Raw genomic sequence first — 12,044 nt, 5'->3', positions numbered from 1 at the left:
TCAGTTCTCCTTCCATCCGGCATTCGGATCGATCTCACGATAGCGGAATCCATTCAGGCTGCTGTCAAAACCGCAGACCGATTTCAATTTACAATAATCACATCCCGTGCTGCCTTTCAAGCGATAGGGTCTGGCCTCGATATGCCCCGCCCGGATTTCTTCTCCTTCCTTTACAACAAGGTCTCTGACATCCGAAAGCACCTTACGGAAGGACTCTTCGGAAATGAGATTGGAAGCCTTGGGATAGACCGGCGAAGACTTCCTGGTCTTCCCTCCCGGATTCTGATCCAGAGCCAGAAGGACTTTCTCATCCGAATTTGCCAGGCCATCATGTCCCACGTTTTTCAGCGTTTCTTCGATGATCTGATCATTGACCCTGTCCTGATCTTCGCCAGAGTCTGTCTCCTCCATCCCCTTTGTTTCGTCGAGCAGGGGCTCCTGCACATGATAGAGATAGGCAGCAGCCGGGACAGATTCTTGTCCGAATTTTCTCTTCTCTCCGGCGAGAGCGGCATCCATGTAGATCAAGAGCTGGATCATCAGCCCGCCATAGACTTCCGGTGCAGAGAATTCCTTGGAACCGGACTTATAGTCAATGATCTTGACATAGACCTTGCCATCGGACTGCATGATATCGATCCGGTCGATCCGGCCGGTAAAGTGCATGACCTCACCATTGGAAAGGGGATAAGACAGTTCCTGGTCCGATGCCAGTTCCGTTAAATTGACCTCGAAATCATCCGGCAGAAAACGGCCTCTTCGAATCTGATTCCGAATGAGGTCAACCGTATGATGGAGGGTATGTTTCATAAGTTCCAGAGTGAAGCGGCTTCTGGCATCCTCTAAGAATTCCTGCCTTGCCATCTCCCCATAAGAATCCTCAATGCAGCGGTCCAGGATCTCATCCGAGATGTCATCCGTTACCGTTGAGAAATCATAATCTTGATAGATCGGATCCGATTTTAAGATATCGGAATATCGTTTCAAAACATCATGATAGATGATACCGATATCCTGATCACTCAGTTCATGTTCCTTTCGTTCCTTCAGATTCAGTCCATAAGTCAGGAAATAGGAATAGGGGCAGGCAGCATACTGCTCCATCTTCGAGACCGACCCCTTCAGATTCTTCTTGGACAGAAGCTGTCCTACTGCCGCCGACAATTGCTCGGGCTGATGGAGATAGAAGAAGGAAGAGAGAATCCTGGCCAGGTCCAGAGGGCGTGTCTTCTGAAACCAAAGCATCAGGCCGGAAAGGGCCTGGTCGGCTTCCGACAGATCCGAATCAGCCTGGGATCCTGCATCAGAACCTTCCGAAACAGACGCAGTCTCCCGGTAACGGTCTTCCTTTCTTCGCTTCTTCCAGTCCTGCAAGAGGTCCACCAGGACAGACTCTGCTGTCTCAGAACTTACCGCCTGGCTAAGCTCGTCCCCTGCATCCGGCCGTTCCACGGAAAGTCCCGGGAAGATCTTCTTCAATTCCCGGAAGAGATAAGACGGCTTTCCTTCGCTTCCGTCCGCATTCCGGACGCTTGTGGAAATATAGATCAGATCCGAAGGCTTAGACAACATCCGAAAGAGATAAAAGCGTTGTTCGAAAGACCGCTCCCGGGTCGTTTCCGACAGACGGTAACCGTCTTCTGCCAGCATATTCCGTTCCAGATCCGAAAGGATTCCGCCCCGCTCTTCACTTTTCGGGATCTGGCCTTCATTGGCACCGAGAAGAAAGAGAACTTTGATCTCTTCCAAACGGGTCCTGGTGATATCGCCGAAAAGGACCCGGTCCTTACTGGGCGGAATCCGCCCGATCCGGAAGGTTTCAAAGCCGGCATTTAAGATCTCAAGGAAATCCTCTGCCGTCAATTTCTCATCTTCCAGGATATCTGCCATCTTATGAAGAAGGGACAAGAGCATGGCAAAGACCTCACTGTCCTCTCTTTCTCTCTTATCATCCCCTGCCTTTTCAAAAGCCAGGGCAGAGCCTTCCAGAAATTTTCGTACTTTCAGTCGATCCATAAGATGACAGATCGCCATTGCCATCAGGCGGGGATTCCCCTCTGCCGCCCCTATCTCATCCAGGAAAGGTGTGAGATTCCCCATCAGATTTTCCCGGATCTCATTGATGAGAGCCAAATCATCCTCTGTCATATTGCCGGGCAGATAGGGAAAAGGCTTCTCATAGGAAGATCTGCCGCGAATTCCCATCGCAAGGACATAATTATCCAGAAGGTCCGTATCTTCCCGGCTTAAGATGGGAATACCGGAACGAAGAAGATGGAAAACGCTTCGGTAGGAGAAGTCCATGATCTGAATTTCAAATAAGCCCCGAACAAATTCCATCAGAGGATGCCCGTCCAGAGATGTCTTTCCGTCAACAAAGCATGGGATCTGATAGCGGTCGAAGATCCGGGGCACCAGATTCTGATAAGAGGCGAGGTCCGGACAGACAATACCGAAATCCTTATAATGATATCCCCTGGTCCGGCAGAGTTCCCGTATCTTTGCCGCTGTATATTCCAGTTCTCTTCTCCGGTCCAAAAGGCTTAAAAGATGGATCTCATGATTTTTCCTTGCTGGAAAGGGAGCCCTTCCTTCCAACCCTCTTTCTCCCTCTGCCATCGTTTTCAGAAGATGGAAGATCTCACCGTCTTCCCGGAAACGATGGGAAGGCAGATCCGGGCAGAGAATCGGACTTGCCAGCATGGTATTCGTTTCTTTGGCAATCTTTAAAAGCTCTTTGATCTGCCGCTTACTCATGGCAAAAAGCTCGCTGTCCTCTGCCTCCTTAAGATAATCCTGTTCGGGGTCGATCGTGACAGTGACATAGATATCCTTTGCCATGGAGAAGATCCGATAAAGCAGTTTCTTCTGCACCGGCGTAAAACCGGTAAAATCATCGAAGGAGAAGACCGCATTTCTTGCCACCCGGCTTTCCTCAATGACATCGCAGAGAAGATCCGGGATCTCCTCCCGGGTGATATAGTGATCCTTCAGAAAGTCCTGAAAGCCCTGATAGATCACACGGATATCCTTGATCTTCTTCTCGAATTCCCGGGGAAAACCCGACAGGCTCGCGATTTCATCCAGCGTTTCGACCGGGATATCGTACTGCTGAAGCTCCGAGATCAGAGATTTCAGTTCGGAAATATAGCCTGGTTTCTTTAACTGCCTCTTTAAAACGGTCAGCCGGTCTGCATTTTTCTCGGCTACCCGCCGAAGGACCAGATTCTTCCCGACTTCTTCCAAAGTGTCCGGTTTCCTGGTTCCAAGCTCGCTGAAGATCCGATAGGCCAGACGGGCAAAGGAGAGAACTTCGATATTCCTGAGGATATGATCCGGATGAAGCTTAACAAGCTGACTCTGGGTCGACAGAGTGAACTGCTCCGGAACCACGCATAAGAAGCTTCGGTCAGGCTCCTTCCCGGACTGGCGGATCAATTCCTCATACATGCGGTATGATTTTCCGCTGCCAGGATTTCCTAAGATCAGATGTAATGCCATAGAATCCCCCTTTCCCCTTGTTTGTCTCTTCTTTAAACCTCTGCTTTAATCCTCTGCTTTAATTCTCTTCTTCCATGCGGGTCAGCTTTTTGGCCTGGTCAGCAGCCATCAAAGCATCGATGATATCCTGCAGATCGCCGTCCATGACCTTATCCAAGGTATAAAGCGTCAGATTGATCCGGTGATCCGTCACACGGCCCTGCGGGAAGTTATAAGTCCGGCATTTCTCAGAACGGTCTCCGCTTCCGATCTGGGAAAGCCTTGCATCCGAAGCCTCTTTCTGCCGTTTCTGAAGTTCCAGATCATAGAGCTTGGTACGAAGCAGGGCAAAAGCCTTCTCCTTGTTCTGCAGCTGAGACTTCTCGGTCTGACTGTAGATCACAATACCGGTCGGATAATGAGTCAGACGAACCGCCGAGTCGGTGGTATTGACGCACTGACCTCCATTTCCGGATGCCCGCATGACATCGATCCGGTAGTCCTTCTCATTGATTTCAATGTCAAAATCCTCGGCTTCCGGCATGACTGCCACCGTGCAGGTCGATGTGTGGATCCGGCCGCCGGATTCCGTTGCCGGGACCCTCTGGACTCTGTGGACACCGGATTCATATTTCAGAATCGAATAGGCTCCCTGGCCATCCACCTTGAAATTGACCTTCTTCATACCGCCGATCCCGGTTTCTTCACACTCCAAAAGCTCTGTCTTCCAGCCTCTCCGGTCAATGTACTTCATATACATCCGGTAGATCTCTGCAGCAAAAAGTGCTGCCTCATCTCCACCTGCACCGGCCCGGATCTCCATAATGACATTCTTATCATCATTCGGATCCTTGGGAAGAAGAAGAATCTTCAGTTTTTTCTCCAGCTTTTCCCGATCGGATCTGGCTTCAGCGAGGTCTTCCTTGATCAGATCCCGCATCTCTTCATCCTTCTCCTCGGACAACATGGCAAGAGAATCCTCGATCGTTTGTCCCTTCTCTTTATAGGCCTTATAGGTCTCGACAATGGGAGTGATCTCCGCCTGCTCCTTCATCAATTTCTGCAGACGTTTGGAATCATTTGCCACATCGGGCTCACTCATGAGATTCAAGATCTCCTCAGATCTCATGATCAAATCATCTAATCGTTCAAACATTTATCTCATCTCTTTCTTTCCAAGTACAACACGGTCATTCCCTGCCAGATCCTGTACGGTTCTTATATCCGTAAATCCGGTATCTTCCATCAGCTTTGTGACAGATTCTGCCTGGTCAAAGCCGATTTCCAGGAAAAGGGATCCCAAGTCATTCAGTCTCTCATAAGCTCCCGGGATCAGCCGCCGATAGATGGACAGACCGTCCGCTCCGCCATCCAGGGAAAGCTTAGGGTCGCCCAGCCGGACTTCCGGCATGAGTCCCGGAATTACATCCGATGGAATATAGGGCGGGTTGGAGACGATAATGTCATAGTTTTTCGAAACTGTTTGATCACAAAAGTCAAACAGGTCTCCCTGATGAAAACAGATTTTCCCTTCGGCTCCCAGTCGCTTCGCATTTTCTCTGGCAATGGAAAGAGCTTTTTTTGACAGATCCGACGCCTCCGGGCAAAGTTCTCCGACCTTATCTCTATTTCTCAAATAAAGCGACAGAATTATACATCCGGAACCCGTGCAGAGATCTAAGATACGGACTCTGCCGGTCCGGCTTAAAAGGTCCTTTTCTGCCTCAATGACAAGGCTTTCCGTGTCCTGGCGGGGAATCAGGACGTCTTTTGATACCAGAAATTCATATCCCATGAAATCCTGAACCCCGGTCAGATGCTGGAGGGGCACCCGGTCTGCCCGCCGCTTAATGAGAGACCGATAGGCAGTCTCTATGGCATCCGCAGGCTCAGATTCTTTCAGGATATAAGTCGAATAGTCCATGCCCGCAGCATAAAAAAGGAGCTCCCTGGCATCAAATTCGGGGTCCGGGACCCCATGTTCTCTTAAGATACGGACTCCCTCCTGCCGCAGTTCTCTATAATTCAAATTGACCTCTCATTCTAGAACAAATATCGCGAAATATAAAATTCCAATCGTCCCTGATTTCATACTTTTTTAAGTCCATAAGATTCCGGAAAATTTCATATCGCTAGAACTTATCCTTGTTCTTTTCCTGAAAGGCCTTCCAGTCAAAGACCGCCTCGACAGAAGCAATCCCGACTTCGATCATATCATCGTCCGGCTCCCGGGTCGTCAGTTTCTGTAAAGCCAGGCCCGGCTTACTTAAGAGATTCACCACCGGATTCTCAGAACGGCCGGCCCAGCGGATGAATTCATATGAAATGCCGGCCACGACCGGGATCAGAAGCAGGCGAAGAAGGATCTGCATCAGAGGATTCGATGACCGAATGAACATGAAGACAAAAATACTGATGATCATGACAATAAAAATGAAACTGGTGCCGCAGCGCTTGTGAAGGCGGGTCGACTTTTTCACATTCAAAACGGTCAGGGGCAGGCCATTTTCCACGCAGTTAATACATTTGTGTTCTGCGCCATGATACATGAAGACCCGTTTGATATCTTCCATTCTGGAGATCAGTAAAATGTAGACCAGAAAGATCAAAACCCGGATCAGTCCCTCCAGAGCAGTCACCGCAAAGCGGTTTGGGATTAGCCTGCCCATGAGCTTGGACAAGCCGTAAGGGAGCAGGAAAAAGACCAGAACAGCTACGATAAGGGAGAAAGCGAAGCTGCCCCAGAGTTCCCGGGATTCCATCTTCTTTTTCTCTTCTTCTGTCATCTTTGCCTTTTTGGTCTTCGTTTCCTCATCATCCTCGAAATAATTGGCAGAGGTCATCAGAGACTGAATGCCGGTCACCAGAGAATAGAAGAAGGATACCATGCCCCGGATAATGGGCACTTTGAGCCATGGATTCTGATCAAAATTGTCTGTCTTCTCATCGATATGGATACTTTTATCCGGAAGGCGGACTGCGACGGCATAGTGATTACCGGACCGCATCATAACGCCTTCCATAACCGCCTGACCGCCGATTCCTGAATATACTTTACCTGCCAAGAGTTTCTCCTTTGTTTTACGAGTATAGTTTTGACTTCCGACTTGTTGACACCACTTGCATGCTTTTCATGCGTGGTGGCAGACTTGTTGACACTATAATCATTCTATCACAGTTTTCACGAGCCTCCAAAGACTGTCCGCAGTTCTTCTTTTTTAGCTTTCCAAACCGCCGAGACTGCGATGGAGAGACGAAAAAAGGGGTTGAGGAAAATCCTCAACCCCGATCGACCAGATGTTACGATTGGATTATTTGTTATCGAAACCGTACTTCTTGTTGAACTGCTCGATCCGTCCGCGAGCCTTGTTAGCCTTCTGCTGTCCGGTATAGAACGGATGGCACTTGGAGCAAACTTCGACGTGGATGTTTTCCTTGGTAGAACCGGTTACAAATGTGTTGCCACAGTTGCAAGTTACGGTTGCCTGATAGTAATCCGGATGGATTCCCTTACGCATGACTTTCACCTCTTCTTATAAAAAATAAATTCATACTGCGTGCTGTACATCCCGAAACAGCTTTTTAAGTATATCACCATGATCTCTTGTCTGCAAGTGGAAATGAACGGTTTTCCCTATTCAATCAATATTTTCTTATAATTTTTGTTTTGATCATAAGGCATGGTTTTCAAAGGATCATCAGATGGGCTAGTGACATATTCCTCATCGACATTTTCCAAAGGACGCTCTTCCCTTTCTTCCTGTACGCTTTCTTTTGTCGTATCTTGCTTTGATGGAGATTTTGTATTTTTCTTCCATAACAGTCCAAGACATGATACGAACAAAATAAGTAAGAGTAAAAAAAACAAGACAATCCTTTTTCGCTTCTTTATACTCATATAAGCTCTCCTAATTATATGGCTTGTAGCTTACGTAATTGACAGATATTTTAAGTTTTTTAAATGCATTTGTGCAATCTTTTTCTTGTATCAGTCAGCTTTTCCGTATTTATATTATCGCAATTTGATTTGATCGTCAATTATATTGAATATCATTCAAGTATAACTACAACTCCTTCTGTGATTATTCCTGTCTTACAGCATTCTCTTCCGAAGGATCAGCTTGACCAGATCCCCATTGTTTCTGGTATGAGTCAGCATATTCAAAACCTGCTCGGTCGCTTCATCCCGCCGCAGGTTGTTGACCAGACCACGACGTACGATATCCATAGCTGCCCGTTCTTCGCGTGACAAAAGAAGATCATCCCGTCTGGTCGAGGACTGGGACAGATCGATGGCGGGGAAGATCCTCCGCTCAGACATCTTCCGATCCAGGATCAGTTCCATGTTACCGGTACCTTTAAATTCCTCATAGACGACATCGTCCATCTTGGATCCGGTATTGACCAGGGCCGTTGCCAGAATGGTCAGGGAACCGCCCTCTCTCATATTCCGGGCAGCACCGAAGAAGCGCTTGGGCATATGCAGAGCCGTCGGATCCAGACCACCGGACAAAGTCTTTCCGGATGGCGGAACCGTAAGATTATAGGCCCTGGCCAGACGGGTAATAGAGTCGAGAAGGATCATGACATCCTTTCCCTGCTCCACCAAACGCTTGGCGCGCTCGATCGTCATTTCCGAAACCCGCTTGTGGTGCTCCGGCAGCTCATCGAAAGTCGAATAGATGACTTCCACATTTCCGCCCTCAATCGACTCCTTCATGTCCGTAACTTCCTCCGGACGCTCATCGATGAGAAGTACAATGATATGCATATCCGGTTGAGACATCTTTACGGACTTGGCAACCTCCTTCAAAAGGGTCGTTTTTCCGGCCTTAGGCTGGGAAACGATCATGCCTCTCTGTCCCTTTCCGATCGGAGAAAAGAGATCGACGATCCGCATCGCCGGGCTGCAACCCTCATATTCCAGCCGAATCCTCTCATTCGGAAAGATGGGGGTCATGTCTTCAAATTTAGACCGATGTGATGCCTGGTCCGGATTCATCCCATTCATGGTGTCCACGAAGAGAAGTGCCCCGTATTTATCATTTGGATTATTCTTCCGGGTCTTTCCGGTGATCACATCACCGGTCCGCATATTGAAGCGGCGGATCTGAGAAGGTGATACATAGACATCATTTTCACCCGGCATATAATTATCGCTGCGAAGGAAACCATAACCCTCCGGCATAATTTCCAGAATTCCGGAAATTGCTTTCGCGTCTCTGTACTGGGAGATCTCCTCTGCCGCCTTCTCGTCTCTGGCAGCCTGGCGTTCTGCCCGGCTTTCCTCCCGGTGGGAAGGGGTCATCACTTCTCTCTGGCTTTCCGCCTGTTTTTCCTTACTGTCCCCGGCCTTTTGCTCTGTCTCCGGCTTAGGACCGGCCGCAGCAGGCTCCACCCTTGCATGTGCCGGGGAAACAGCCTCCGTTTTCTTATGAGCAAGAGGAATCTCTCCGGATTGTGGGTGGGCGGCAGGAATTCTATCAGTCTTGGAATGAGAAGCCGGATGATCCTCTCCCTTCTTTCGCTTTCCTGTCACCTGCCGTTCGGTCCGCTTCTTTCGGCCCTTCTCATTTTTCTCAGCTTTCGGTTTTCTTCCTCTCTTTTTTGTTTCCGGCTTCTTTATCTCTGCTTCCGTCTCTGATTTTACTTCCGGCTTTTCTGCCTTTTCGTGGTTTTTGTCTATATCCGTATTGGAAGTCTTTGACTTTGTCCCGGCTTCTGCCTTTTTCTCTTCTGCCTTCGGCTCAGTCGAAGTATTAGCCTTCTTTGTCTCAGTCTTCTCTGCTTCGGCCTTCTTTGCATCCGCCTTTTTGGCTTCTTCGTCCTTGGCTTTTGCCTTCTTGGCATCCGCCTTTTTGGCTTCTTCGTCCTTGGCTTTTGCCTTCTTCGCCTCTGCATCAATGACATCCTGCTTCAGCATCACCTCGATCAGCTCGTCCTTCTTCAGTCGGGAGATTCCGCGGATTCCCCTGCTCTTCGCCAGGTCTCTCAAAACGACTGCGGACAGCGTCTCATATTTTTCCTTCATACTTCCTGCCATACGATTTCCTTGTTTTTATCCTTTCCCGAAACTTCTATTTATTACAATTTTCTCTCCAGATTCTCCGGATGAGACGCCTTCTCCATCAGGGTATCCTTCGTGATCCTGCCTGCCCGGTAATAGTCCAAAAGACAATTGTCCATGGTCTGCATTTCTCTGTCACCGGCGATCACCGCATCGATCTGGAAGATCTTGTCGGTCCGGATCATATTGCGGATAGCCGGATTCACCATCATAATCTCAAATGCCGGAAGCAGATCCCCATCCACAGTGGGGATCAGCTGCTGGGATATCACAGCCGTAAGGACCATGGAAAGCTGAACCGCAATCTGCCTCTGCTGCTCGGCCGGGAAGACATCTATGATCCGGTTTATGGTATTCGCAGCCCCCATGGTATGCAGGGTAGAGAAGATTAAATGGCCGGTCTCCGCCGCCGTCATGGCTGTTGCAATCGTTTCATAATCCCGCATTTCTCCTAAAAGAATCACATCCGGACTCTGACGGAGGGTCGATCGCAGTCCGGTCAGATAACTCTCCGTATCGATATGAATTTCTCTCTGACTGATCAGACTCTTATCATGCTTATGGAGATATTCGATCGGATCTTCCAGGGTAATGATATTCCGGGCCATATTGCGATTGATATCGTCGATAATGCAGGCCAGAGTCGTGGACTTTCCGCTTCCGGCAGGCCCGGTCACAAGGACCATGCCCTTATTTAATGCTCCGAGCTTTATCACCTGTTTTGGAATATGGAGTTTCTCTGCATTCGGAATCTCATAGGTTATGACACGGACCACAGCTGCCAGAGACCCTCTCTGCTTATATGCATTGATCCGGAAACGGGACAGCCCTTTCACAGAGAAGGAGAAATCATCATCTCCCTCTTTGAGAAGTAAGTCCATGGGTCTCTTTGCTAGTGTGTAGATCTCTCGGATCAGATCCTCGCAGTCCGTTGCATTTAAGGCATTCTCTGTCAGATTACCATCTGCCGAGATCCGCCCGTGAAGCCGCATGGTTACGGCATGGCCGGCGACAATGAAAATGTCTGTCGCCCCCTCTTTCACGGCAGTTTGTAAGATATTATCTGCTCTTTCTGCCATTATTTCTCCTTCCCCCAAGGCATACCCTTCACGGTATCCTCTCCTGTCTCCTCAGACGAAATGGTTTTCCATTCCCGGATCTCATAGGAACTTCCTCCGTCCGGCCGGACCGCCATAACTTCCAGTTTTTCCTTTGGGCTCACCGGAATGGAAAAAGTAACTTTCGCTTCTTCCTTGCCTGCCCCTGCGTCCTGATTCAGATCTCTTAGTTTCTCTTCTGCCTGATTTTCCGCGACAACATATGCCTGTCTGGATTCCTTCTGCAATTTCTCATTCCTAAGGGATTGTCTTGATGTGATCAGCGATAAAACCGATAAGGTGATAAGACTTAGTAAAATGTAAACCGAAAATAAAAGTGGAAGCCCGAGTCGGTAGACTCCGGCAACTGCAGATTTTCTATTCTTCATATCGACCATCTTCCTTCGAAAAATAATGGCGGATCTCTTCCTGGTCGATCTTTTTCCCGGAATTCTTCTTTTTCAATACAGAATTCCCAGAAGCTTCTTTGGCAGCTTCTTTCAAGACCGAGATTCGTCCATGAAGCATTCCATCCTTATCCAATCGGTAATTGATCTGAATCTGAAAGGCAGTATCCTTCTTCGAATCTGAATCCTCCATCCGAATGAGCCGGTCCTGCCCTCGAAGGCTCTTTTGGATCTCACAATCCGGATAGGTTTTTTTCAAAAATTGAAGAAATTCTTCTTCGGAATCAGAAGCCCGGATCAGGGCATCTGTATTCTGAATCCATCGATCTGCAATTCCCTGATCCTCTGCCTCCCCGGAAAGCTCCCTGGCTTTCAAATTGACCCTTAGAATGACGCCGAGTCCAAAGACCAGAATCAAAAGAACCAGAGTGATTTCCAGGAGGAAGAGCCAGGAATAGCGGTTTTGCTTCCCTTCTTTTTGATAGCCTTGATCATCCCAAAATTTCATTGGCCATCACCCCCTGTTCTTACAGGGATATAGATGGTCCGGCTCCTGCCCTTGTCGTCCTTTAATTCACAGCATAAGAGCCGGTCCTTTTCCATCCTCATTTTCCAGGAAGAGAGCTCTGCGATCTCATTTCCTGCCTGAGGCGACAGATTCGCCCCGCTTCCTGCATACATTTCCATCAATTTTCCCTGATAGAGATAGAGGATGGTCCGATAAGAACTTCCATTGACCTCATCCGACAGCTGAAGGGCATCCGAATCGCCGAATGATATGATCTGAACCTCATTCTGACTGTCATGGCTTCGAACCTTCTGTCTCAGATAAGCATCGATCGTTTCTGTTTGAAATCCGGACCTGCTCTTCTGATTGGTTCTCTGAAAAAAGCGGATGCCGAAAAGTGTCAGATAAGCAGAGAGAAAGATCAAAAGGAGAAAGACCAGAGTCGGAAAAAAATGCGTCAGATATACCGTTTCCTTTCTTTTCAT

General features: G+C 48.5%; 11 protein-coding genes. All 11 read right to left on the bottom strand.

Features of this window, described 5'->3' with window-relative positions; all coding sequences use genetic code 11:
- Window positions 1-3,501, bottom strand: a complete 3,501-nt coding sequence (locus ACKX2L_RS01785; RefSeq protein WP_497552544.1) for a PD-(D/E)XK nuclease family protein — start codon at window positions 3,499-3,501, stop codon at window positions 1-3.
- A 58-nt stretch (window positions 3,502-3,559) separates the two neighbouring features.
- Complete coding sequence (gene prfA, locus ACKX2L_RS01780) at window positions 3,560-4,636, bottom strand: peptide chain release factor 1 (RefSeq protein ID WP_497550695.1); 1,077 nt, start codon at window positions 4,634-4,636, stop codon at window positions 3,560-3,562.
- Window positions 4,637-5,509 carry a peptide chain release factor N(5)-glutamine methyltransferase gene (prmC, locus tag ACKX2L_RS01775; protein WP_497552543.1) on the bottom strand — a complete coding sequence of 291 codons (873 nt, stop codon included), beginning with the start codon at window positions 5,507-5,509 and terminating at the stop codon, window positions 4,637-4,639.
- 103 nt (window positions 5,510-5,612) lie between these two features.
- The gene (locus tag ACKX2L_RS01770; protein WP_497552606.1) at window positions 5,613-6,503 is read right to left on the bottom strand and encodes a DUF1385 domain-containing protein; all 891 of its coding nucleotides are present in this window, start codon (window positions 6,501-6,503) and stop codon (window positions 5,613-5,615) included.
- A gap of 288 nt (window positions 6,504-6,791) precedes the next feature.
- Window positions 6,792-6,998: a 50S ribosomal protein L31 gene (gene rpmE / locus ACKX2L_RS01765; RefSeq protein WP_497550697.1), complete on the bottom strand. Its 207-nt coding sequence runs from the start codon at window positions 6,996-6,998 to the stop codon at window positions 6,792-6,794.
- A gap of 116 nt (window positions 6,999-7,114) precedes the next feature.
- A complete protein-coding gene (locus ACKX2L_RS01760) occupies window positions 7,115-7,378 on the bottom strand; it encodes a hypothetical protein (protein ID WP_497552542.1) in 264 nt (87 codons plus the stop codon).
- 195 nt (window positions 7,379-7,573) lie between these two features.
- A complete protein-coding gene (rho, locus tag ACKX2L_RS01755; protein WP_497552605.1) occupies window positions 7,574-9,511 on the bottom strand; it encodes a transcription termination factor Rho in 1,938 nt (645 codons plus the stop codon).
- A gap of 53 nt (window positions 9,512-9,564) precedes the next feature.
- Window positions 9,565-10,626: a type IV pilus twitching motility protein PilT gene (locus tag ACKX2L_RS01750; protein WP_497550700.1), complete on the bottom strand. Its 1,062-nt coding sequence runs from the start codon at window positions 10,624-10,626 to the stop codon at window positions 9,565-9,567.
- A complete protein-coding gene (locus tag ACKX2L_RS01745) occupies window positions 10,626-11,033 on the bottom strand; it encodes a hypothetical protein (protein WP_497550701.1) in 408 nt (135 codons plus the stop codon). The genes ACKX2L_RS01750 and ACKX2L_RS01745 overlap by 1 nt, the downstream gene beginning before the upstream one ends.
- On the bottom strand, window positions 11,023-11,559 hold the full coding sequence (locus tag ACKX2L_RS01740) for a hypothetical protein (RefSeq protein WP_497550702.1): 537 nt from the start codon (window positions 11,557-11,559) through the stop codon (window positions 11,023-11,025). Before ACKX2L_RS01740 ends, ACKX2L_RS01745 begins: the two co-directional genes overlap by 11 nt.
- Window positions 11,556-12,044 carry a DUF4860 domain-containing protein gene (locus tag ACKX2L_RS01735; protein WP_497550703.1) on the bottom strand — a complete coding sequence of 163 codons (489 nt, stop codon included), beginning with the start codon at window positions 12,042-12,044 and terminating at the stop codon, window positions 11,556-11,558. The genes ACKX2L_RS01740 and ACKX2L_RS01735 overlap by 4 nt, the downstream gene beginning before the upstream one ends.

Origin of the sequence: Porcibacter vitabionis (assembly GCF_046263795.1) — a bacterium.
In the GTDB taxonomy this organism is placed as follows: Bacteria; Bacillota; Clostridia; order Lachnospirales; family Lachnospiraceae; genus Lachnocurva.
This window is presented reverse-complemented; position numbering and strand designations above follow the sequence as displayed.

Coding starts and splice junctions, on each gene's coding strand:
- ACKX2L_RS01785 (WP_497552544.1), bottom strand. CDS start 3,501: ATGGCATTACATCTGATCTTAGGAAATCCTGGCAGCGGAAAATCATAC.
- prfA (WP_497550695.1), bottom strand. CDS start 4,636: ATGTTTGAACGATTAGATGATTTGATCATGAGATCTGAGGAGATCTTG.
- ACKX2L_RS01770 (WP_497552606.1), bottom strand. CDS start 6,503: ATGGAAGGCGTTATGATGCGGTCCGGTAATCACTATGCCGTCGCAGTC.
- rpmE (WP_497550697.1), bottom strand. CDS start 6,998: ATGCGTAAGGGAATCCATCCGGATTACTATCAGGCAACCGTAACTTGC.
- ACKX2L_RS01760 (WP_497552542.1), bottom strand. CDS start 7,378: ATGAGTATAAAGAAGCGAAAAAGGATTGTCTTGTTTTTTTTACTCTTA.
- rho (WP_497552605.1), bottom strand. CDS start 9,511: ATGAAGGAAAAATATGAGACGCTGTCCGCAGTCGTTTTGAGAGACCTG.
- ACKX2L_RS01750 (WP_497550700.1), bottom strand. CDS start 10,626: ATGGCAGAAAGAGCAGATAATATCTTACAAACTGCCGTGAAAGAGGGG.
- ACKX2L_RS01745 (WP_497550701.1), bottom strand. CDS start 11,033: ATGAAGAATAGAAAATCTGCAGTTGCCGGAGTCTACCGACTCGGGCTT.
- ACKX2L_RS01740 (WP_497550702.1), bottom strand. CDS start 11,559: ATGAAATTTTGGGATGATCAAGGCTATCAAAAAGAAGGGAAGCAAAAC.
- ACKX2L_RS01735 (WP_497550703.1), bottom strand. CDS start 12,044: ATGAAAAGAAAGGAAACGGTATATCTGACGCATTTTTTTCCGACTCTG.